Origin of the sequence: Sphingomonas adhaesiva, from assembly GCF_002374855.1 — a bacterium.
GTDB lineage: Bacteria > Pseudomonadota > Alphaproteobacteria > Sphingomonadales > Sphingomonadaceae > Sphingomonas > Sphingomonas adhaesiva.
The window spans coordinates 355,789-379,011 of the sequence record NZ_NWVC01000003.1 but is presented as its reverse complement, the minus strand read 5'-3'; the positions used below and the strand labels follow the sequence as shown (position 1 = coordinate 379,011).

The 23,223-nt window shown below is 69.6% G+C and carries 17 protein-coding genes; 11 read left to right on the top strand and 6 right to left on the bottom strand.

From position 1 onward, the window contains the following. Window positions 1–84 precede the first annotated feature (84 nt). Genes peaA through qhpE form a run of 7 tightly spaced genes read left to right on the top strand, consistent with a single transcriptional unit; the run spans window position 85 to window position 8,245 of the window. Complete coding sequence (gene peaA / locus COA07_RS09110; protein WP_245842084.1) at window positions 85–1,878, top strand: quinohemoprotein amine dehydrogenase subunit alpha; 1,794 nt, start codon at window positions 85–87, stop codon at window positions 1,876–1,878. Further along, a complete protein-coding gene (gene peaB, locus COA07_RS09105) occupies window positions 1,875–3,332 on the top strand; it encodes a quinohemoprotein amine dehydrogenase maturation protein (protein WP_066708665.1) in 1,458 nt (485 codons plus the stop codon). The genes peaA and peaB overlap by 4 nt, the downstream gene beginning before the upstream one ends. After that, on the top strand, window positions 3,329–3,658 hold the full coding sequence (qhpC, locus tag COA07_RS09100) for a quinohemoprotein amine dehydrogenase subunit gamma (protein WP_066491558.1): 330 nt from the start codon (window positions 3,329–3,331) through the stop codon (window positions 3,656–3,658). Before peaB ends, qhpC begins: the two co-directional genes overlap by 4 nt. Window positions 3,659–3,712: 54 nt before the next feature. Then, complete coding sequence (locus tag COA07_RS09095; protein WP_066708668.1) at window positions 3,713–4,816, top strand: YncE family protein; 1,104 nt, start codon at window positions 3,713–3,715, stop codon at window positions 4,814–4,816. Between the two features lie 2 nt (window positions 4,817–4,818). After that, window positions 4,819–5,823, top strand: coding sequence for a hypothetical protein (locus tag COA07_RS09090; RefSeq protein ID WP_066708670.1), 1,005 nt, complete (start codon window positions 4,819–4,821; stop codon window positions 5,821–5,823). After that, window positions 5,820–7,541 carry an ABC transporter ATP-binding protein gene (locus tag COA07_RS09085; RefSeq protein ID WP_066708673.1) on the top strand — a complete coding sequence of 574 codons (1,722 nt, stop codon included), beginning with the start codon at window positions 5,820–5,822 and terminating at the stop codon, window positions 7,539–7,541. The genes COA07_RS09090 and COA07_RS09085 overlap by 4 nt, the downstream gene beginning before the upstream one ends. Next, entirely contained in the window at window positions 7,538–8,245 is a 708-nt protein-coding gene (gene qhpE, locus COA07_RS09080) for a subtilisin-like serine protease QhpE (protein ID WP_245842083.1), read from the top strand. The genes COA07_RS09085 and qhpE overlap by 4 nt, the downstream gene beginning before the upstream one ends. Before the next feature lie 22 nt (window positions 8,246–8,267). On the opposite strand, the gene COA07_RS09075 is transcribed toward qhpE, so the two are convergent. Beyond that, window positions 8,268–10,991, bottom strand: a complete 2,724-nt coding sequence (locus tag COA07_RS09075; protein WP_066708676.1) for a TonB-dependent receptor — start codon at window positions 10,989–10,991, stop codon at window positions 8,268–8,270. Window positions 10,992–11,362: 371 nt separating this feature from the next. Here COA07_RS09075 and COA07_RS09070 point away from each other — a divergent pair, with 371 nt between their 5' ends. Beyond that, window positions 11,363–13,441: a tetratricopeptide repeat-containing sulfotransferase family protein gene (locus COA07_RS09070; RefSeq protein WP_066708679.1), complete on the top strand. Its 2,079-nt coding sequence runs from the start codon at window positions 11,363–11,365 to the stop codon at window positions 13,439–13,441. Here the strand turns inward: COA07_RS09070 and COA07_RS09065 are convergent. The 3 genes from COA07_RS09065 to COA07_RS09055 all read right to left on the bottom strand — a co-directional run bounded on the left by COA07_RS09065 (window position 13,413) and on the right by COA07_RS09055 (window position 15,510). Beyond that, window positions 13,413–13,790: a c-type cytochrome gene (locus COA07_RS09065; protein ID WP_066708682.1), complete on the bottom strand. Its 378-nt coding sequence runs from the start codon at window positions 13,788–13,790 to the stop codon at window positions 13,413–13,415. The two genes, COA07_RS09070 and COA07_RS09065, sit on opposite strands and share 29 nt — an antisense overlap. An 85-nt stretch (window positions 13,791–13,875) precedes the next feature. Further along, window positions 13,876–14,532: a 2-hydroxychromene-2-carboxylate isomerase gene (locus COA07_RS09060; RefSeq protein WP_066708685.1), complete on the bottom strand. Its 657-nt coding sequence runs from the start codon at window positions 14,530–14,532 to the stop codon at window positions 13,876–13,878. Between the two features lie 72 nt (window positions 14,533–14,604). Beyond that, on the bottom strand, window positions 14,605–15,510 hold the full coding sequence (locus COA07_RS09055; RefSeq protein WP_066708688.1) for a LysR family transcriptional regulator: 906 nt from the start codon (window positions 15,508–15,510) through the stop codon (window positions 14,605–14,607). 173 nt (window positions 15,511–15,683) lie between these two features. Here COA07_RS09055 and COA07_RS09050 point away from each other — a divergent pair, with 173 nt between their 5' ends. The 3 genes from COA07_RS09050 to COA07_RS09040 are packed head-to-tail and all read left to right on the top strand — an operon-like array spanning window position 15,684 to window position 19,862. Continuing rightward, a complete protein-coding gene (locus COA07_RS09050; protein WP_066708701.1) occupies window positions 15,684–17,369 on the top strand; it encodes an ATP-binding cassette domain-containing protein in 1,686 nt (561 codons plus the stop codon). Next, window positions 17,353–18,441 (top strand): efflux RND transporter periplasmic adaptor subunit, encoded by a 1,089-nt coding sequence (locus tag COA07_RS09045; protein WP_066708692.1) that lies wholly within the window; start codon window positions 17,353–17,355, stop codon window positions 18,439–18,441. The genes COA07_RS09050 and COA07_RS09045 overlap by 17 nt, the downstream gene beginning before the upstream one ends. Next, on the top strand, window positions 18,438–19,862 hold the full coding sequence (locus tag COA07_RS09040) for a TolC family protein (RefSeq protein ID WP_066708694.1): 1,425 nt from the start codon (window positions 18,438–18,440) through the stop codon (window positions 19,860–19,862). Before COA07_RS09045 ends, COA07_RS09040 begins: the two co-directional genes overlap by 4 nt. A gap of 5 nt (window positions 19,863–19,867) precedes the next feature. Here the strand turns inward: COA07_RS09040 and COA07_RS09035 are convergent, their stop codons facing one another. Together COA07_RS09035 and cydD are read right to left on the bottom strand one after the other, a co-directional pair. Next, a complete protein-coding gene (locus COA07_RS09035) occupies window positions 19,868–21,499 on the bottom strand; it encodes an ATP-binding cassette domain-containing protein (protein WP_096640827.1) in 1,632 nt (543 codons plus the stop codon). Then, entirely contained in the window at window positions 21,496–23,124 is a 1,629-nt protein-coding gene (cydD, locus tag COA07_RS09030) for a thiol reductant ABC exporter subunit CydD (protein ID WP_096640825.1), read from the bottom strand. The genes COA07_RS09035 and cydD overlap by 4 nt, the downstream gene beginning before the upstream one ends. Window positions 23,125–23,223 lie beyond the last annotated feature (99 nt).

Below are 23,223 nucleotides of genomic sequence, written 5' to 3'. Positions count from 1 at the left end.
CGAATATTGGACGGTCGTACAGTCTTTGTCCAGAGGCGAACGGGGCGCCTCTGATCCGCTGACGTCTAGGGGGACGGAACGCGCATGACGATCCCATCGAATCCGCCTTTCGCCGACCGCGCCGGGCCGCGCCGCTGGGGCCAGCGGCTCCTCCTGCTGGGGCTGGGCGCGACGATGGTCGCGGTCGCACACGCCAACGTCCGCGACGCCGCCGCGCCGGCGCCGGTCGCCGACACGAACGCGGGCGAAACGGAGGAGGGCATCCCCGTCACCGATGCCCTGACGCGCGAGAAGTGCGGCACCTGCCATGCGCCCGATGCGAAGGGCAACCTGTCGCGCATCTCCTGGGTCCGCACCACGCCGGAAGGCTGGGCGCAGGCGATCAAGCGGATGGTGCGCCTCAACGGCCTGCAGGTGACGCCGGACGAATCGCGCGCGATCGTGCGCTACCTCGCCGACTTCCACGGGCTGGCGCCGGAGGAGGCGCGGCCGGTCATGTACCTGCCCGAACATCGCATCGTCGACGAAGCCGCCATCCCCAACGACACCGTGCGCCAGGCGTGCGCCGCGTGCCACTCCTTCGCCCAGCCGCTGTCGTGGCGCCGGTCGAAGACCGAATGGAAGCTGCTGCAGGACATGCACGTCGCGATGTATTCGCAGGCGGAGGCGCAATATCGCCGCGTGCCCGATCCCGCGCCCGGCGCGCCCCCGCCCGCCCCCGGCACCCCGCCGGTGATGAACGGACAGGTCGCGCTGGACTATATGCAGAAGACCGCGCCGCTCCACACACTGGAATGGGGCAGCTGGCGCCCGCGCATCCGCGCGCCCTATCTGGCCGGAACGTGGCTGGTGTCCACGCATCTGCCCGGCCGCGGCGATTATGTGGGCGAACTGACGATCCGCCCCGGCAAGGCGGCGGGCGAGTTCGTTACCGCCACCGCGCTGCGCTCGCTCGCCACCGGGCAGGCGCTGACGCGGCAGGGCACCGGGCTGGTCTATGGCGGCTATGCGTGGCGCGGCCGCTCGGCCGGACCGACCGCGCCGGCCGCGGTCGACGATCCGGCGACGCCGACGCGCGACACGATGTGGTTCTCCCCGGACCAGAAAAGCGCCGAGGGTCGCTGGTTCTGGGGCGAATATCACGAATTCGGCTTCGACGTGAAACTGACCCGCGCGGGCACCGCCCCCGCCATCGCCGCGGTCGCGCCCGCCGCGCTGCGCGCCGGCACGACGAAGGCGCGCGTCCACATCTACGGCGCGAACCTGCCCGCGGATCTGGCCCCCGCCGACGTCAGCCTGGGTGACGGCGTGAGCGTGCGCGCGGTCGAAAGCGTCGCACCGGGCGATGCGGTGGTGCTGGCCGATGTCGCCGCCGATGCGGTGTCCGGGCGCCGCGACGTCGGCGTGCGCGGCGCCACCCTGCCGCAATCGCTGCCGGTCTATCGCACGATCGACTATCTGAAGGTCGTTCCCGACACCGGCCTGGCGCGGCTGGGCGGGGAGAAACACCCCAAGGGCTATGGCCAGTTCGAAGCGTTCGGCTACGAAAACGGGCCGGACGGCAAGCCGAACACCGCCGACGACGTGAAGATCGGCCCGGTCGACGTCGACTGGCGGATCGACGAGTTCATGGCGGTGCAGAACGACGACGACAAGGCGTTCGTCGGCACGCTCGGCCCCGGCGCGCTGTTCACCCCCGCCGCCGACGGCCCCAATCCGGCGCGCCGCTTCGGGCGCAACAATTACGGCGACGTCTGGGTCGTCGCCACCGCGAAGACGGAGAAGGACCGCTTCGGCCAGCCGCTGACCGCGCGTGCCTATCTGGTGGTCGCGGTGCCCGCCTATCAACGCTGGGATCAACCGGAGGTCGCGCAATGACCGTGATGCTGTCGCACCGCTATCGCCCCGGCGAATATCGCGCCTTCGCCGCCGCCGACGCGCGCTTCATCTACGTCGTCGGCGCCGGCTCGATCTTCCAGCTGGACGCCGCCGCCGCGCAGGTGCTGGACCTGCTGGAGGATGGCGCGGCCGACCATGACGATCTGGTCCGCGCGCTCGCCGATCGCGGCATGCCCGCGGCCGATGCGGACGAACTGGTCCGCGAACTGCGCTTCGCCGGGGTGATCCTCAGCGACCAGGCGGCCTATGCCCCCGCCCCCGCGCCCGATCATCCGCCCGCCGACTTCCCGTTGCAGGCGCTGGTCCTCAACATCACCAACCAGTGCAATCTTGCCTGCACCTATTGTTACGAATTCGGCGCGGACAAGATCGCGACGCCGCAGGGCAAGAAGAAGTACATGTCGATCGACACCGCCCGGGAATCGGTCGACCTGCTGATCGCGCAATCGGGGGCACGCAAGGGGGTGCACATCACCTTCTTCGGCGGCGAAACGCTGATGAACTTCCCGCTGCTGAAACAGGTCGTCGCCTATGCCACCGATCGTGCAACGGAGGCGGGCAAGACCGTCGGGTTCAGCCTGACCACCAACGCCACGCTGATCACCGCGGAGATCATCTCGTTCCTGTCGGACCATGAAATCGGCGTCACCGTCAGCATGGACGGCCCGCCGGACCTTCAGGACAAGCACCGCGTCTATAAAAGCGGCAAGGGCAGCTACGCGGTGGTCGAACCCCGGCTGCGCGCGCTGATCGCGGGGCACCGCACGCGGGCAATCACCGCGCGCGTCACGCTGACCGACGGCGTCACCGACGTGCTGCGCATCTATCGCCATCTGAAGGACGAACTGGGCTTTCACGAAGTCGGCTTCGCGCCCGTCACCAGCGGCGATGCGCGTAGCTATTCGCTCGCCGCCGGGGAGATGGACGGCGTGCTGGCGCAATTCCACCAGCTGGCCGACGAATGGCTCGACCATGCCATCGCCGGGCGGTCGCACGGCTTTTCCAACGTCAGCGAAACGATCAGCGAACTGATCCAGGGCGTCCACAAATCGCATCCGTGCGGCGCCGGTCTGGGGCTGCTGGGCGTCAGCCCGTCGGGCGATCTGTCGCCGTGCCACCGCTTCACCGATGCCGACACCCACACGATGGGGCACGTGTCGAGCGGGATCGACCGCGAGCGGCAGCGCGATTTCCTGGCGCGCGGGCATGTCGATGCGAAATACGAATGCCAGAGCTGCTGGGCACGGCCGCTGTGCGCGGGTGGGTGCCATCACGAAGCGTTCGTCCGCTACGGCGATACCGGCCACGCGAACCTGCATTATTGCGACTGGATCCGCGACTGGACCGATCGCTGCCTGCGCATCTACGGCGAACTGGCGGTGAAGAACCCGGCCTTCCTCGAACGCTTCGCTCAACGAAAGGCGCTGTCATGAAGCATCTTCGTCCGCTCAACAAAAAGGCCGCGCGGATCGACGAAGCCGCATCGCTGCTGGAGGAAGACGTCGTCGCCCTGCAGCAGCAACCGCGCCCGCACGTGCCGATGGGCTGCTCGCTCGCCTTCTCGCCCGGGTGGGAAGTCGACGCCGGGGGCGGCACCGCGGGGCTTTGCCAGCCGGTCGAACGCGACATCTACGATTGCTACGTCACCTGCTTCTGGCCGGTGCAGGTGCCCGATCACGTCAATTACTCGCCCGACTGGGCCAGCAATTGCGCCGTCGCGACCAAGGACTGGCGCAACCTCGACCTCGTCTTCCCGTAATTGCCGCCGCCAGTCGCCGCGTCGCTTGTCCGCCCGTTCAGGATGCACCGCCCGATGACCCTGCTTCGCACCGCCGCCGCCCTGTGCACCGCCCTGCTGCTCGCGTTGGGGCTGCCCGCTACCGCGCGCGCCGGCACGCTTTATATGGGCGGCTACCCCAATGTGCTGCTGCTGTTCGACGAAGCGGCCGGACAGGTCACGCGCCGCATCCCGCTCGCCACCGGGCTGCCGACCGGACTGCATGAATCGGCGGATCGCAAGCGCATCTACGTCTCCACGATCACCACCGGCGGGATCGAGACGTACGACGTGGCGACCGGGCGCGTCGTCGACAGTTTCAGCCTGAACACGCCGACCACCAAATACCGCTTCTACAGCGGTGTCACCGATGCGGCGGGCCGCTATTTCTACACCGTCGCCGAACGCATCGACAAGGATGTCGATCGCTATCGCATCGGCAAGCCGCAATATACCGTCGTCGATCTGAAGCTGCACAAGGTCGTGCGCGCGGTCGATATGGCGGCGGAGGACGACACGCCCGGCGCGCCCTATCGCGCCGCTTACGCGATCTCCCCCGACGCGCGCTTCCTCTACGTGTTCCGCGACAAGGTGATCGTCGTCGCGACCGCCGATCTGAAGGCGGTCGACCGGATCGAGCTGGCCAAATCCGACCTCGGCGGGTTCGAGAACGTCATGTTCGGCGGCGGGGTGGAGGCGCTGCGCTCGCCCACGCAGTTCGTGTCGCTGTTCAACGCCGCCGACCCCTACGTCCACAACAAGGTATTCGGGGTGGCGCGCTTCGACCTGACGTCGCGCCGCTTCACCTTCGCGCCGATCGGCCCGGCCTCGGCGATGCTCGCCGGGCTGGAGGTCACGCCCGACGGCAGGCACGGCTATACGGTCGCGACGACGGGGACTTTGGGCAACAAGCGGTGCGAATTCTGGCATTTCGACCTGACGACCGACAAGCTGGTCGAGACCGCGGAATTCCCGTGCCGCACGCGTTTCCAGCTCGGCATGTCGGGCGACGGGACGAAGCTCTACATCTACGGCGCCAGCTTCGACATCGAGGTCTATGACACGAAGACGCTGAAGCTGGAGAAGACCTGGGACATCGGCAATGACGCGACGATGGCCGGGATGGTCGTCTCGCAATAGTCATGGCGGATGCGGGGTTCGGGGTCACGATCACCGGGGGCGGCATCGCCGCGGCCTGTTGCGCGCATCTCCTCGCCCGGCGCGGCCTGCCGGTCACCACCACCGCGCACGAACGCCGCCACGCGCCCGCCGTCATGCTCAGCGGCGCCGCGCTCGCGCTGATCCGCGACGTGATGGACCGCCCCGATCTGTTCGGCGACGCGCCACGGATCGCGCGGCGCATCGTCGCCTGGGGCGGCGGCGATCCGGTCGCGATGCCGCATGACGCGATCGTGGTGGACGCCGCCGCCCTCGCCGCGATCGCCGCCCCGCCGATGTCGCACGGTGCCGAACTTGCCGCCATGACGATCGTCACCGATCCGCGTGCGCTCCCCGCCCCGGCCCGCTTCGGCGCGCGGATCGCGACCGTCGCATCGGTCCTGCTGCGCCATGAACGCGACGCGCACGATTGCTGGATCGAATCGCTGGATGCCGGCTGGCTGTTCCTGATCCCGTGCGGCGCGCGCACCGGCTGGCTGCTGTCCGTCGGCCTGCCGCTGGACGAGGCGTGCGACCGCAGCCGCCACGTCGCCCCACGCGTCATCGTCACCGACGGGGCGACCGCGGTCTTCGATCCGGTTCCCCGGCTCGCGGCGACAACCAGCGGGGCGGACTGGATCGGTTGCGGGTCGGCGGCGATCGCGTTCGACCCGATCGGCGGCGACGGCACCGCGCAGACGATCCGCGCGGCGATTCTGGCCGCCGCGGTCGTCGCGGGAATCGCGTCGGGGGGCGATCGGGCGGCGCTGATCGCGCATTATGACGCGCTCCTGCTGGCCACGATGCGGCGCCACTTGGCGCTATGCGTGCCGTTCTACCGTGCCGGCGGGGCGGGTCACTGGTGGCGCACCGCGCACGATGCGCTGATTCAGGGGCATGAAACGTGCACGCACCGCCTCTCCGCGATGCCCGCTCCTCGTTACCTCCTGCACGATTTCGACCTTGTGCCCCGCATGGCGGCGGCGTGAACGCGTCCCCGCCCCCTCCCGCCCCCCCGCCCGCGGTCGCCGACTGGCGCACCTACCGTCGGCTGGGGCGCTTTCTGCGCCCTTACGCACCGCGCCTTGCCATCGTGCTGGCGATCAGCCTGCTGTCCACCGCGCTCAATCTGGCGCAGCCCTATCTGTCGAAACTGATGATCGACGACGCGCTGCTGCGCGGCGATCTGCGAATGCTGGCCGTGATTTCGGGCGCGCTGCTCGGCGTGACGATCGTCGGCTTTGCGCTCAACATGCTCGCCAGCTACCGCTATGTCGCGCTGTCCGCGGCGATGCTGTACGACATTCGCGTGGCGTTGCTGCGCCATCTCCAGACGCTCTCACCGCGCTTTTTCGCCGGTTTCCGGCTCGGCGACCTCATGTCGCGCATCAACAGCGACGTCAGCGACGTACAGCGCGTCGCCGCCGATACCCTGTTGTCGGTGCTCAGCAATGTGCTGTTCCTCCTCGGCAGCATCGCGTTGATGCTGTGGCTCAACTGGCGCCTGTTCGTCGTCGGCACCCTCCTCCTCCCCGCGTGCCTCGCCGCATTTCTGCTGTGCCAGCGGCGCCTGACCGCGCAGACGCGCGACATGCGCGAACGCGGCGCCGACCTCGGCAGCTTCCTGGTCGACACCGTCATGGGGATGCGCACCGTCACCGCACTGCGCGCCGGGGAGCGCGAAGTGGCGCGTTTCGGCGCGCATAACCGCGCCTTCGTCGCCGCGATGCTGCGCATGCAGCTCACCTCCTTCGCCACCGGCGCGCTGCCCGGCACGCTGCTGACCGCCTCCACCGCCGCCGTGGTGCTGTACGGCGGCACGATGATCGTCGACGGCACCATGACGATCGGCACGCTGGTGGCGTTCATGACCTATCAGGGGCGGCTGTTCGCGCCGATCCAGGTGCTGATGGGGCTGGGTTCGGGCCTCGCCTCCACGCGCGTCTCGCTGGCGCGCATCTTCGCGCTGTTCGACACGCCGCCCGACGTCACCGACGCGCCCGACGCCCGCGCGCTGCCCCCGATCGCGCGCGATATCCGCTTCGACCATGTCGCCAGGCGCCACGATCGCGACGCGGTGCTGACCGACGTCGACCTCATCATCCCGGCCGGCGCCTTCTGCGCGATCCTCGGGCCCAGCGGCGTCGGCAAGTCGACGCTGGCGGACCTGCTGGTCCGCTATCACGATGTCGACGCGGGACGCATCCTCATCGACGGCACCGACATCCGCGGCGTCCGGCTCGACGATCTGCGCCGACGGATCATCCTGATCGAGCAGGTGCCGCATGTCTTTAACGACACGATCGCCGCGAACATCGCCTTCGGCCTCGACGCCGTCGAAGCCGATCGCATGGCGGAGGCGGTGCATGTCGCCGGCCTCGACACGCTCGTCGCGCGCCTGCCGCTAGGTCTGGCGACCCGCACCGGGGAGCGCGGCCACGCCCTGTCCGCCGGGGAACGCCAGCGGCTGGCGCTGGCGCGCGCGGTGCTGCGCCGCCCCGACGTGCTGATCCTCGACGAACCCACATCGGCACTGGACGAGGAGACGGAGGCGCTGGTCGCCGGTCGGCTGCGCGCGGCGATGCCCGACGTGACGCTGATCGTCATTACGCACAAGCCGTCGCTGGCGGCACGCGCCGACATGATCGTGCGCATCGCCGACGGCCGCGCGCACGTGACGCAACCAGACCTCGCCCCCGCCACGTGACGCCGCCCACCGGACGCGGCATCCGCGTCGCGATCATCGACAGCGGCGTGGATCCCCGCCACCCACACATCGACGCCGCGCGACTGGCGGGCGGCGTTGCGGTCGATCGCGAAGGGCGGATCGACGACACGCCGCACGCGCTGCTCGACCGGCTCGGACACGGCACCGCCGTCACCGCCGCGATCCAGGAACGCACGCCCGATGCCGAACTGCTGACCGTGCGCGTCTTCCACGACGCGTTGCGCGCATCCGCCGCCGCGCTGATCGCCGCGATCCGCTGGAGCATCGCCGCGCGCGCGGACATCGTGAACCTCAGCCTCGGCTCCACCAACACCGCGCACCGCGACGCCTTCGCCGCCGTCACCGCCGAAGCGGCGGCCGCCGGCGTGCTGATCGTCGCGGCGCGCACCGCTGGCGACAGCGTGTGCTGGCCCGGCGCATTGCCCGACGTGCTGGGTGTGGACCTCGACTGGGACTGCCCGCGCGCGACCTGGCGTGTCGTTCCGGGTCAGAATGTCGTGCGCGCGGCGGGCTATCCCCGCCCGATCGAGGGCGTCGCGCCGTCACGCAACCTTTACGGCGTCAGCTTCGCCGTGGCGCAGATCACCGGCATGGCGGCCTGCGTCGCGCAACGCATCGACGCGACGGACCCGCCGGACCGCCGCGTCGCGCTGATGTCGGCCATTCTCGCCGGCGCGGACTGAGCCGCACCGGCGGTATCGGGGCTCAGAACTTCTGACCCAGACGCATCCCGAAGAACTGCGGCTTGATCGGGAAGATGCGCGACGATCCCGAGCAGAACGCGATCGAGCAGAAGGTGTTCGTCGTCAGCTGGCCACGTTTGTCGAAGGCGTTCTGGATGAAGAAGGTCAGCGACCAATTGTCCTTCTTGATACCGGCGGAGAAATCGAAGCTGACGAACCCCTTGGTACTGCACGCGACGCCGGGACTGGTGGTGCCGGGGCAGACCAGCAGGTTGTTGTCCGACACGTTCAGATCCTGCGTCGCGCCCGTCTGGTACAGCGCCGCGCCCTGAAGATAGGTGTCGAGATCGCCGATCGCGGTGTCGTAGCGGATCGACGTCGTGCCCTTGAACTTCGGCTGGCGCGGCAGGCGGGTGCCGTCCGCGGCCGCGACCTGCGGCGTGGGCGGGGCGGTATTCGGCACGAACTGCCCCAGCTGACAGCTGCTCAGCTGAGTGATCTGCTTCGTCGCGGGATCGACCGAGAAGTTGCAGAAATTGCCCTTCAGCTTGCCGTCGTTATACGCCCCCGACGTGCTGATCGTCACCTTGCCCAGTCGCAGGTCGGCGTCATATTCCACGCCCTTCACCTCGGCCTTGCCGGCGTTGCCGGTCATCCCCGCACCCTGCGCACCGGCGACGACGACGCTGTACTGGATATTGTCCCACTTCTCGTAATAGACGGCCGCGTTGAACCGGAACATGCGGTTCCACGTCGTCTTGAAGCCCAGTTCGTAATTGGTGAGCGTTTCCGACTTGAACGGTGCGACGTCGACCGGCCCGAGCGAGCGGATCCGCAGCGGTCGGTTGAACCCGCCGGGGCGGAAGCCGGTGGAATAATTGGCATAGACCATCTTGTCCGGCGTGATCTGCCAGTTGAGCGCCACCTTGTGGGTTTCGCCGCTCTCGCTGTAGCGCCCGGTCTGGTCGGCCGCCCGGAAATTGGTGTTCAGGCATTGCAGCCGCTGCGCGGGAAGCGGCGTCGGGCATCCCATCGTCTTGCTAGGGACGGAGTAGGACGTGACCGTATTGGCCGCCGACGCGGCGACCCCGGCGAAGCCGACTACGGCGTAGTCGGTCCAGAAATAGCGGATGCCCCCGGTGATCTTCAGCTTGGGCGTGATGTTGTAATGCCCTTCCGCGAAGATCGCGGTGTCGTGGTACAGTTGGTTCTGCTCGACGATGTAGAAACCGTCCTGCTTCACCGCCGGAGTGCCCAGCGCCATGGTGCCCAGCGGATTGCCGTTGGGATTGATGACGTTCGTCGTGAACGCGCCGTTGCTGATTTCGTACAGCGCGGGGACGCCGATCAGCCCGCCGGGCACGTCACCGCCGCCGGCCTGGGTATAGCCGACGATCCGATCCAGACCGTGGATGGCGTAATAGGTGTTCGTCTCGTTCGCCTGCCGCTGGTAGAAACCACCCAGCGTCACGTCGAACGGCCAGGTCTTCGGCGTGGTCAGCCGCACTTCCTGCGTGAACTTGTTGCGGTGCGTGTCGGCGTGATAATATTGCGTCGGGTCGATCAGCTGGCATTGCTGCGCGGCCCCGGTGCCACGGCAATTGTCGAAGAATTGCAGGTAGCTTTCGTACCCCGCACCAAAGCCGTCATAGGTGACGGTGTAATAGGTATAGTCGTTGAGCGTCTTGGTCCGCCGCTTGAAGTAACCGGTCGCGGAGACGACGTCCCAGTCGCCGATATGCCCGTGGATCGACAGCGCGGCCTGATACCAGCGATCGTCGTTGCGCGTGGGATTATAGTCGTGGACCTGAAGGTCGCCGACGCGCGGATCATAGCCGAAATAGCCGCGTGCGATCTGGCGCTGCGCGGTGATCTCCGGCGTGATGTCCCATCCGTCCCACGGGCTGATCAGCAGCTGCGCGCGCCCGCCATATTCGTTGATCGAATTGTAATCATCCTGCGCGATCGCCGAATTGTCGACCCTGAAACTGGTGTTGGGATTATCGTCGCCCAGCGTGTACACCGCCGGCGCCCCGTTGTTGAAGCGGCCGTTGTTCGGCGTATTGTCGATATAGCCGCCGTCCTTGCGGTAATAGCCCATCGTGCGCAGCGCCATGATATCGTTGATCGGCAGGTTCAGATACCCTTGGTACTGCGCGCCGAAATCGCCCTTGCCGTATTTGTTCAGCTCCATGTCGTAGCCGTATTCCAGCTTGCCCAGCTTCGGCTTGTTGGTGATGAAGCGGATCGTCCCGGCCAGCGACCCCGCGCCATACAGCGTGCCCTGCGGTCCCGACAGCGCCTCGACCCGTTCCAGGTCGTAGACATGGATGTCGGGCACCTCCGTGCCGGTGATCGGAATATCGTCCAGATAATAGCCGACCGAGGCATAGGCGCCGCCCGCCGGCACGATGCCGCGGAAGAACGCGGTGCTGCGCCCCGGCCCGATCCCTTCGAACGACACCGACGGCATCAGCGTGGCAAGGTCGCTCAACCCCTTGACCTGGCGCTGCTCCATCTTCTCGGCGCCCAGCGCCTGCATCGAGATCGGGACGGTCTGCACGCTTTCCGCGCGGCGCGTCGCGGTGACGACGATCTCGCCCAGACCGGCATCTTCCTGCGCGGCGGGTGCCGGATCCTGTGCGGCCTGCGCCGATGCGGTGGTGCCGAAAACGATCGGCGTCAGAATGGTGGTCGCGCCCAGCACGCAAAGATGCGCGGCACGAGAACGGCAACGAATGGCCATGCGTAAAATCCCCCGATTACGCGTTGCTTGGCCTCTCCGGGTGCGCGTCCGTTCGGGTGTGATCCCCCGCATCGGATCTCTTGCCTTGTCACCACCTGCGCTGTCAGCGAAACACACCCCGACCGCGGCGTACGAAGGCTCCTTCCCCCGCGCGCCAAGCGCGGAGGGTTGCCGATGATCGCCCGTTGTGCCGTTCCCCTGCAGGACGGTTCGCGGTTGCCATAACCAGAACGACCGTCCTAGATTCGGATACTGCCGATCATGACGCCGCTGTCAAGCGCGGTTTTCGGGAACGACCGTGGCGATGATGCCCCCTCGACCGGCCCCGATTTTCGACCTAGCTTTTGTGCACGTGCTCACACCGGGGGGTTATGGGAAACGTATCGGCAAGCGTGGCAGACGGCGTCCGCGAAGAACTGGCCCGCGCCGGTGCGCTGCTGGAGGACCGGCCCGGTCAGGCGCTGGAGCGCGCCGAGGCCGTGCTGTGCCGCGTGCCGGGCCTGCCCCCGGCGGAACTGCTCGCCTGCCAGGCGTTGCGCCGGCTGGGGAAGGCACAGGCCGCGCTGCCGCGACTCGAGGTACTGGCGCGTCCCCTGCCCGCGGTCCCGGCGCTTTGGTGGGAACTGGCGCATGTCGCGATGGAACTAGGCCATGATGATCGCGCGATCGACGCGCTGGAGCGTCTGACGCGGCAACAGCCCGCGATCGCCGATGGCTGGTTCCTGCTGGCGCGCGCGCTGCGCCGCGCCGGACGCGGGCAGGATGCCTGGCGCGCCGACTTGTCCGGCGTCCATGCCGCGTCGCGCGATCCCGAACTGGTCGAGGCCGCCGTCGCCATGAACGACGGCCGGCTGGACGACGCGCGCGCACGGCTGGAACGTCGCGGCACCCGCCACCCCGACGACCCCGTCGGCACCCGATTGCTGGGCGAGATCATCTGGCGCGAGGGGGATATCGCCGCCGCGCTCGTGCTGGTCGAACGCGCGGTCGCGATGGCGCCCGGCTTCGACCTGGCACGGGACTTCCTCATCCGGCTGCTGTTGCAGAGCAACCGACTGGAAGAGGCGCTGACCCATGCCGACATGCTGATGCAATCGCCGATGAAGGCGGCCGGGCACGATCTGCTGAAAGCCTCCGTCCTCGTCCGGCTCGGCGAACAGGAAGCGGCGGGAGACATCTACGAACGGCTGCTGGCGCAGCAGCCGGCGCAGCCGCAGGTTTGGCAGAACCTGGGGCATGTGCGAAAGACGCTGGGGCGACAGGCCGCCGCGGTCGATGCCTATCGCCGCGCCGTCGCCCTGCAACCAACGATGGGGGAGGCGTGGTGGAGCCTCGCCAACCTGAAGACCGTCCGCCTCGACGCGGGCGACATTGCGGCGATGCGCGGCGCGCTCGTTACGCTGGCCGGTCACGACGGGGCGCACGGCGAGGACGTCTTCCACCTGCACTTCTCGCTGGGCAAGGCGCTGGAGGATGCGGGCGACCACGACGCCGCCTTCGATCACTACGATCGCGGCAACCGCCTGCGGCGCGCGATGATCGCGCACGATGCCGATGATTTCGGCGCGGAGGTGGCCGCCGCGACCGCCACGTTCACCGCACCGTTCCTGGCCGGCATGGGCGATGGCGGCTGTCCCGCACGCGACCCGATCTTCATCGTCGGCTTGCCGCGCTCCGGCTCGACGCTGGTCGAACAGATATTGTCCAGCCACAGCCAGGTGGAAGGGACGATGGAGCTGCCCGACATGATGATGATCGCCGGCCGCTTGCAGGCGCGCGTCGACGAGGGCGAGTTTCCCGATTTCCGCACGATGATCGCGTCATTGTCCCCCGCCGACCGCACGCGGCTGGGCGAGGAGTATCTGGAACGCACGCGCGTCCACCGGCGTAGCGACCGACCGCTGTTCATCGACAAGATGCCCAACAACTGGCAGCACGTCGGGCTGATCGGGATGATCCTGCCCAATGCACGCATCATCGATGCCCGCCGCCATCCGATCGCCTGCTGCTTTTCGGGCTGGAAGCAGCACTTCGCGCGTGGACAGTCGTTCAGCTACGACCTGACCGACATCGCCCGCTATTATCGCGATTACGTGTCGCACATGGCCGCTTATGACGCCGCGGCGCCGGGTCGGGTGCATCGGGTCATCTACGAACGGATGGTGCAGGACACGCCGGGGGAGGTCGAGCGGCTGCTCGCCTATCTCGGGCTGCCGTTCGAACCGGCGTGCCTGTCGTTCTGGCAGAACGAGCGTGCGGTGCGCACCGCCAGTTCCGAACAGGTCCGCCGCCCGATCTTCACCGATGCGGTGGATCACTGGCGCCACTATGAAGCGAGGCTGGCGCCGCTGTTCGCGATACTCGGGCCGATCGTCGATCGTTATCCCGACGTGCTGGCGGCGGTCGCCGCCGGCCACGCGATCACTTGCGCAGCGACACCAGATAATTGACGACCGCGGCCCGATCGGCAGGATTGGCGATCGAGATCGCCATGCGCGTCCCCGGCACCAGCTTGGCCGGGGCTTGCAGGAACTTGTCGAGCGTCGCCTTGTCCCATTTCAGATTGGAGTTGCGCAGCGCGGACGAGTAGAGGAAGTCGGTGCTGGCCGCCTTGCGCCCGCCCACCCCGGCCAGGTTCGGGCCCAGCCCGGCGCGCGCGCCCGGCGTGGTCACGTGGCACATCTGGCACCGCTGGCGAAAGATCGTGCCGCCGTCCGCCTGTGCCGATGCCGGGCTGGCCGCGAACGCCAGCGGCACCAGCGCCACACCGATCCGCGTGGCAGTGAGGAATGTCGTCATCGTGCGCCCCCAATGATCCGCGCAAGGCTGCGCGGCACAATCATGACGATCGTCCAATATTATGCGACGGCGACGGGCGCAATCGCTATTCGACGGCCCGCGTCGTCATGCCCGCCTGTCGCAGGCGCCAGATAAGCTGGTCGAGCCGGTCCTGCCCGAAAAAGGGTTCGTCGCGGAACGCCATCAGCGGCACGCCGTAATGGCCGGCGGCACGCTGATCTGCCTCGTTCTCGACGATCGCCGCGGCCAGCCGCTCGCCTTCCGCCGCGACCGCCGCGTCCATCTCCGCCAGATCGAGGCCCAGCGGAGCGACCGCACGCGCCAGATGGTCGCCGATATGCCAGTCGTCGGTGCCGCCGTCCCACAACAGCCGGCTGACCGCGGCGGCGAAGGCGACGCCGGCCCCGCGCTCGCACGCCAACTGCCCCAGCCGGCTGAGCCGGTGGATGTACGGCTGTTCGGCCGGATAGGTACGCGTCGCGCGATCCATCACCACCGGGTCCGGGCGCGGCCAACGGAACGGCATCCCCAGGAATTCGGCGGTGCGCATCGTGTCGCGCAGCAGATAGCCGGTCCATAGCGGATCGGCGTTGCTGAAAAAGGACGCCTGCCGCACCGCGATGGGACGGACGATGTGCATCCGGCACGTCACGTCATGATCGCGCAGCAGCGCCTCCAGTCGCGGCATCAGGAGATAGCTGTAGGGCGATCGGAACGACCAGAAGCAATCGAACGACAGCATCGCGGCACCTTCCCTGTTCGGGCATCAGCGGTCACCGCAATCGGCGGCGCTGTCAATGACGGCGCCGGCGCGTCAGCTGGCCAGCAACCGGTTGGCGCACGCCTGGACATGTTCGGCGATCAGCAGGAACGCGGTGTGCATCGGCGATTGCCGGCGCCACGCGATCGCGATCGAGCGATAGGCCTGCCACCCCTGCACATCGAGGATCCGCACCCCCGTCGCCCCGCCGATCGTGGAGCGCAGATACAGGCCCGGCAGCAGCGCCAGTCCCAGCCCGCTGGCCACCATCTGGTGCAGGCTGCCCAGGCTGGTCCCGGTATAGTCGGGGGCGATCGTCATCCCATAGGCTGCGGCGATATCGCCCGCCTGCCGCGCCAGATGATGGCGCGGGTCCAGCGTCAGCAGCGGACTGCCCGCCAGACCGTCGCGCGTCACGACATCGTCCGCCCCCAGCGGATGATCCAGCGCCGCGACCAGGTGCAGCGGTTCGCGGAACAGCGGCTCGATCACCAGATCGTCCCCCGCCATCGGCAGCGGCCCCAGCACCACGTCGATGTTCCCGCGCGACAGCTCCAGCATCTGTTCGTCGGGGATGCCTTCCCGCACGTGCAGGCGCAGCCGGGGGGCGTTGCGATGCAGGTCGGCGATGATCGGCGACAGCAGATACGGGCCGAGTGTCGGCGTCGTGCCCAGCTTCAGCGTCCCCGTCAGGCTGTCCGACGATCCCGACGCCAGCGCAACGATATCGCGTGCGTCGGTGAGCATCCGGCGCGCGGTGGACACGATGCTGCGACCGACCGGGGTCAGCACGGCCCCCGCGGCGCTGCGTTCCAGCAGCGTGATCCCCAGCCGCTCCTCCAGCGCGCGCACCTGCTGGCTGAGCGTCGGCTGCGACACGTTGGCGACGCGCGCGGCCATCGCGAACGAACCGGTGTCCGCGACCGTAACGAGATATTCGAGCTGACGCAGCGTGGGCATGACCGGATATAGCCCGTGCCTATAGCCAGGACGCAAGCATTCCGATTGGCGTTGTCGCGCGGAACGCTGTAGCTCGGAACAATCGATACGATACCGGAACGCCGCTTCGCGCCCCGCGGACGACGCGGGCTATGGTAGCGGTGGCGCTTGTCGAGGTTGATTGGGAGCACGCGGTGGCGGCGAAGCGACTGGGTTTTCGGGACGCGGCGGCATGGCTGTCGCAGATCATTGGCCCTGATTCCGCCTATGTGCGGCTTGGCATCGTCTATACCGTCGCGATCAGCCTTCTTTCGCTGGCCACGCCGATCTCGGTCCAGTTGCTGATCAACAGCGTCGCGAACACCGCGATGCCCGCGCCGTTATGGGCGCTGTCCGCGGTGCTGCTGCTCCTGCTGCTGCTGGTCGCGGGGCTGAGCGCGCTGCGCGTCTGGATCATGGCGGCGTTCGAACGACGCGTTTTCGCGCGCGTCGTCGCCGAAGTGACCGTGCGGGCGGTCCATGCGCAGGACCCGTTCTTCGCCGATGCCAAGCGCGGCGACCTGTTCAACCGCTATTTCGACCTGGTGGTCATCCAGAAGGCGGTGCCCAGCCTGGTCATCGGCGGCTTCACGATCGTGCTGCAGGCGGTCGTCGGGCTGACGATCACCAGTTTCTACCATCCCTTCTTCCTCGCCTTCAACGTCGTGCTGGTGGCGGCCGTGCTGCTGGTCTGGCTGATCTGGCAGCCCGGCGCGATCACCGGGGCCGTGGCGCTGAGCCATGCCAAGCACAATGCCGCCTCCTGGCTGGAAAGCGTCGGCGGGTCGAACGGCTTCTACAAATCCTCGCGCCACCTCGATTTCGCGATGGACCGGTCGGAGGCGATGACCGCCAGCTATGTCGGCGCCCACCGGCGGTATTTCCGCTACCAGTTCACGCAGACGGTCGCGTTCCTGCTGATCTATGCCTTCGCCGGCGCCGCGCTGCTGCTGCTGGGCGGGACGCTGATCCTGCGCGGGCAATTGTCGCTGGGGCAATTGGTGGCCGCGGAGCTGATCCTGTCGGGGGTCTTCTACGGCATTTCGCAGCTCGGCTGGTATCTCGACACCTTCTACGATCTGGTCGCGAGCGCGGAGGAAATGTCGCTGCTGTTCGCGATCCCGCAGGAACCGAACGTGCGCGGCGACAGCGGACCGCGCGACGGCGCGGTGGCGCTGACCGATCTGGTGCTGGACGGCGCGCGCTACAATCTGACGCTGGCGGCGGGCGAACAGCTGGTCACCGTCGCCGAGCCGGGGGCGGAGCAGCGGCTGACGCGGCTCCTCAAACGCCACGTCCACCCCGAGCGCGGGCTGATCCGCATCGGCGGCGGCGATCTGGGCGCGCTGGACATGTACCATCTGCGCTCCGACGTGATGGTGCTCGATCGCTCGACCATCGTCGAAGTGACGATCCGCGAGTATCTGAGCCTCGCCTCGGGCAGCCGTTCGGGCGAAGCGATGGATGCGCTCGCCGCGGTCGGGCTGGAACGCCGCGTCGCCAGCCTGCCGCTCGGTCTCGACACGCCGCTCGGCTCGTCGGGTTACCCGCTCAGCATCGGCGAGACGATGGCGCTGAAACTCGCCAATGCGCTGCTGACGCGTCCCAGGCTGCTGCTGCTCGGCCAGATCTTCGACCTGTTGCCTGCGCACCGGCTGCGCGACGCGATGCGCCTGCTGAAGACGCACGGCACCACGGTGCTGCTGTTCACCGGACGTCCGGAGGATCTGGAACTCGACGGCTTCCTCCATTTGGGGCTGACCGAGCAGCGGCGCTTCACGAACCTGGCCGATCTGACGGCGGCCGTCCGCCAGGGGGACACCGATGTCGTATCAGCCTGAACACGCGACGCATTTTCGCACCCTCACCACGCTGCGCCCACCGCGTGTTGGCGTGGCGATCGCGTGGCTGGTGACGGTCGGGATCGCCGCGGCGGTCGCGATCCTCTTCCTGGTGCCGTGGCTGCAGACCGCGCAAGGGCGCGGACAGGTCGTCGCGCTCGATCCGGGCGACCGCGCGCAGGACGTCACCGCGCTGGTGCCGGGGCGGGTCGAACGCTGGTACGTTCATGACGGCCAGCACGTGAACCGCGGCGACCCGATCGCGCGCGTCGTCGATCTCGACCCCAATCTCCTCTCCCGCCTCGCCGCCGAACGCGCGCAGGTGGAGGCGGAGATCGCCGCGGTGCGCCAGTCGCAGGCGGTCGCCACGATCGACGTCGGCCGCACCCGCCAGCTGCTGGCCGAAGGGCTCGCTTCCCGGCGCGACTTCGAACAGGCGCAGATCAAGGTCGCCGACGCCGGCGCGAAGCTGGCCGAATCGCGGGCGAAGCTGAACCGCATCGACGTCCAGCTCAACCGCCAGTCTGCACAGCTGGTCCGCGCGCCGCGCGACGGCCGCATCCAGAACCTGAACGCCACCGCCGGCGGCGCGCTGGTGTCCGCCGGCACCCCGCTGGCGGTGATCGCGCCGGAACGGGTCGAGCGCGCGGTGGAGTTGCTGATCGACGGCCGCGACGTGCCGTTGCTGCGCCCCGGCCGCCCGGTGCGGCTGGAATTCGAGGGCTGGCCCGCGATCCAGTTCAGCGGCTGGCCCTCGGTCGCCTATGGCTTCTTCGACGGGCGGGTCCGCACGATCGACCCCAATGCCAATATGCAGGGGCTGTTCCGCATCTTGGTCGAACCGATGCCGGGCAAGCCCGCCTGGCCCGGCCCGCGATACGTCCGGCTGGGCGGCAAGGTCTATGGCTGGGTACAGGGTGAGACGGTCACGGTCGGCTACGAACTGTGGCGCCAGCTGAACGACTTCCCGCTGGAATTCGGGCAGGTGACGACCGACAAAGCTGCGGGCGGCGCTGGTGCAAAGGAAGAGGACAGCGGCAAGATTGCGGCGAAGGCGGGCAAGCCGAAATGATCCGCGCGTTGCTGCTCGCCTCCGCGCTGCTCGCCACGCCGGTCGTCGCCACCCCCACCCTCGCCCAAACGCCGTCGGCCGCGCCGCTGACGCTGGACGAGGTGCTGCGCTCGTCCGCGCGGGCGGCGCCGCAGATCGTCGAGGCGCTGGCTAAGGTCCGCTCCGCCGAGGGGCGTGCACTGAGCGCGGACGGCGCGTTCGACACCGTGTTCGACGTCGATGCCCGCTCGCGCGCGCTGGGCTATTACGACGGAACGGTCGCCAGTGGCCGCGCCACGCGCCCGCTGACCGGCAATGGCGGCTATGTCTACGGCGGCTATCGCGTCAGCCGTGGCGGCTTTCCGGTGTATGAGGACGAGAATTACACCAACCGCCTGGGCGAGGTTAAGGTCGGCGCGCTCTATTCGCTGCTGCGCGACCGGCTGGTGGACGAACGCCGCACCCGCCGCACGCTGGCGTCGGGCGATATCGACATCGCGCGCTTCGAACGCGAGGCGGTGGCGATCGGGGTGCAGCGGCGCGCGATCGACGCCTATCAGACCTGGGTCGCCGCCGGGCTGCGGCTGCGCGCCTATCGCGACCTGCTGGATCTGTCGGAAAGCCGACGCGGCGGGCTGTCGCGGCAGGTACAGCTGGGCGCGCGGCCGGACATCCTGCTGGCGGAAAACGACCAGAATCTGGTGCGCCGCCGCGCGCTGGTGGTGCGGGCGGAGGGCGATTTCGCGGCGGCGGCCAATGCGATGTCGCTCTATTTCCGCGACGATGCGGGGGAACCGTTGATCGTCGGCGCCGAACGCCTGCCACGCGACGCCGGTGCGCTGTCGGGGGTGATGGTGGCGAACGTCGCCGACTATGCGCAGCGGCGCCCCGATCTTCAGGTGTTGCTGGCGCGGATCGACCAGGGGTCGGCGCGGCTGGCGCTGGCGCAGAACGACCTGCGCCCGCGGTTCGACCTGCGCGGGGAACTGGGCAAGGACGTCGGCCCGGTCGGACTGGGCGGCCCGTCGCGCACCCCGCTGGAGGGGGCGATCGGCTTCCGCTTTTCCATGCCGCTGCAGAACCGCGCCGCGAAGGGCCGCATGGCCGAGGCGCAGGCGGAGATGGAGGCGCTGTCGGCGCGCAGCCGCTTCCTGCGCGACCAGATCGCGATCGAGGTGGAAGGGATCAGCATCAACGTCGGCGCGGCCGAGCGGCTGGCGGAGATCGCCGAACAGGAACGCCAGCTCGCCGAACGCCTCGCCGCCGCGGAACGCCGCCGCTTCGAACTCGGCTCCAGCGACTTCTTCCTGGTCAACCAGCGCGAGGAAACCGCCAACGACGCGCGCGTGCGGCTGATCGACGCGCAGACGCGCATCGCCGCGGCGCGTGCCGAACTGGCCGCCGCCACCGCCGATCGCGCCGCGCTGGGCCTCGACCGCTAGCGACGTCAGCCGACCGTCGCGAGCACGCGCGCGGCGCGATGCGGCGCGTCGGGATTCGTCGCGCCGGGGCTGAAGCGCACAGGGCACAGCGCCGTCACCGCATCGCGATGGGTCACGACAATCAGCCCCTGGCCGGTGCGGGCGAGCCGCCGGGCCAGCCGGTCGACCACCATACGCTCCGTCTGCGCGTCCAGCGCCTCGGTCGGCTCGTCCAGCAGCAGCCACGGCGCGCGCGACAGATACGCACGCGCCAGCGACAGGCGCCGCCGCTCCCCGCCGGACAGCTGCTCGCCATTCTCGCCGATCCAGCTGTCCAGCCCGTGCGGCAGCGCGCGGACGACGCCCGCCAGACATGCCGCGTCCAGCACGTCCCATAGCACACGGTCGTCGGCGTCCGGGTCGGCCAGCAGCAGATTGTCGCGCACCGTGCCTGCCAGCAGCTGCGCATCCTGTGGCGCCCAGGCGAAGGTCACGCGCAGCGTCGCCACCGTCAGCGCCGCCAACGGGATATCGCCCAGCCGGATGCCGGGGGCGTCATGGCGACGCAGACCGATCAGCGCCTCGACCAAGCTGGTCTTGCCGGTGCCGGTCGCGCCGGTGATCGCGATCCGCGCGCCGGCGGGGGCGAAGGTGCCGGCCCCCGGTAGGGTCAGCACAGCCGATGGGGGCTTAGGGAAGGGCTGCGGATCGGCCACGAACAGTGCGTCGAGGCGCGCGGCGGCCTCGCGCGTGGCGGACCGCACCGCGCGTTCGCGCAGCGCCGGCATGATCCCGTCCATCGCCGCCGCCGCGGTCAGCGCACCCAGCGCCGCCAGCGCCGCGCCGGCGGGCATGGCCAGCACGAAAACCCCGACCGCCCCCGCGCCCGTCGCCAGCGCCCCGATCGCCTCGATCGCGCCGCCCGCCGCCGCCTGCCGCCGCCGCGCATCCGCCAGCGCCGCATCGGCCGCGGCGATGCGGGCGATCGCGGCATCCTCCATGCCGTAGCAGCGCAATTCGGGCGCGGCGGCCAGCTGGATACCCAGCAGTTCGCGCAACGCGCCTTGGCGGCGCTGCACCTCCTGCCCCGCGCCGTCGAGACGCCGGCACAGCCACGCGGTCAGCGCCACGGCCACCCCCGCCAAAGCGAGGAACAACAGCGCGGCAGCCGGTCGAACGCTCAGGATCAACAGCCCGCCCGTCAGGATCGCTGCCGCCGCGCCGGCGCGGGCGGGCCGGCGCGCGATCGCCATTTCGATCGCCCCGACGTCGTGCACCAGCCGCGCGCTCGCCTCGCCGCTGGTCAGCGCCAGCGCGGCGGCCGGTGGCGCGGCGGCAATGGCGCGGTAGAGCGCGGGGCGGACACGTGCCAGCACCGCGAAGGCGGCTGCATGTCCGGCCAGCCGCTCCCCGTAACGCGCGCCGGTCCGCACGATCGCGAGGAAGCGGATCGCCGCGCTGGGCAGCAGATAGTTGAACCCTGCCGTCGCCGCCGCCCCGGCCAGCCCCGCCGCCCCCGCCGCGGTGATGAACCACCCCGACAGCCCCAGCAGCAGCGCGGTCGCCGCCGTCACCGCCGCCGCGAGCAGGGCGGCGCGCAGCAACCCCGCACGTTCGCGCCGGACTTCCCCGACAAGCAGGCCCGCAAACTCGCTCACAGCCGCAACACCCGGTCGGCGATGGCGGCCAGGCGCGGCGAGTGCGTCGCGATCAGCGCGGTGCGCCCGGCACAGGCGGCGGCGATGGTGCGGATCATTTCGTCCTCGGCATCTGCATCCAGATGCGCGGTCGGTTCATCCAGCAGCAGCAGCGGCGCATCCTTCAGCAGCGCCCGCGCGATCCCGATCCGCCGCCGTTCGCCGCCGGACAGCCCCCCGCCCCGCGCATCGAGCGGCGCGTCGAGCCCGCCCGGTCGCCCAGCCAGCGCCGGCCCCAGACCGGCCGCCGCGGCGGCGGCGGCGATCCGTTCGCGCGGCGCCAGCGGGTCGGCGATCGCGATCGCCTCCGCGATGGTGCCGGGCAGCAGCAACGGGTCCTGCCCCGCCCACGCCGCCATGACGCCCGCGTCATGCGACAACGGCACGTCGCCGACCGATATCGTCCCGCCGGTCACAGGGGCGAGGCCCAGCAGTGCGCGCAGCAGGCTGGACTTGCCGCTGCCCGATGCGCCGACCAGCGCCACCGTCTCCCCCGGCATGACCATCAGGCGGAAATCGGCCACCGCCGCACGATCGGCATCGGGATAGCGGATCGTCACGCGGTCGAACACCAGTCGCGGCGGGTGCCGGACGACCAGCGGCGCCGGGGGCACGGGCCGGTCGAGCAACGGCCGCAGCCGCGCCGCCGCCGTCTCCGCCGCCTGCCGTTCGTGATAGGCAGCGGCCAGTCGCCGCATCGGTGCATAGAATTCCGGCGCCAGCGCCAGCGCGAAGAAAGCGCGACCCAGCGTCAGCCGCTCGGGCACCGCGACCGGCAGCAGCCCCAGCAGGGCGAACCCGCAATAGACAGCGACCAGCGCGACCGACAGCGCCGCGAAGAATTCCAGCGCCCCCGACGACAGGAACGCGACCCGCAGCACTGCCATGGTGCGGGCTGCCAGATCCTGCGACGCCGTGCCGATCCGCGCCGCCTCACGCTCCTCCGCGCGGAATGCCAGCACCACGGGCAATGCGCGCACGCGGTCGGCGAACAGCGACGACAGCCGCGCGAGCGCGACGAACTGGCGGCGCGACCGGTCGGCGGCCGCGCCCCCCGCCAGCGCCATGGCCACGACGAAGGGGATCAGCGTCGCCAGCAGGATCGCCGCGCTGACCGGACTGGCGAAGGCGATGGCGGCCAGCACCACCATCGGCCCGATCGCCGCCGCGCGCCGCGCCGGCAGGAACCGCGCGGCATAGCCGTCCAGCGCGTCGACATCGTCCACCGCCGTGCCGACCAGTGCCACCGAGGTCGCACGTGCGCCCGGACCGGCGCCGAACGCCGCGCGGACGATGCGCGCGCGGGCCGCGGCGACGGTACCCCGCCCCGCCGTCGCGGCGCTGCCGGACACGGCCCAGGCGATGCCCGCACGGGCGACGGCAGCGGCCAGCGCCAGCATCAGCCACCATGCCGCCCCGCCGACCGCCCCGTCCCCAGCGTGACTGACGGCGCCGGCCAGCCCGCCGGCAAAGCCGATCGCCGCCACCGTATCGGCGCTCATCAGCACCGCCGCCGCGCGCGACGGGCGGGCCAGATCGCCCAGCGGGGTTCGGCCATGGCGGCGGGGGGCGGCGATCGACGTCATATCAGCCGCCTAATCCGCGCCTGCCGCACGCCGAATACGGAGTTTCCCGTATATCGACCGCGCCCCGCCCGGCCGATGAGGCTGACCGAGCCGGCGCCC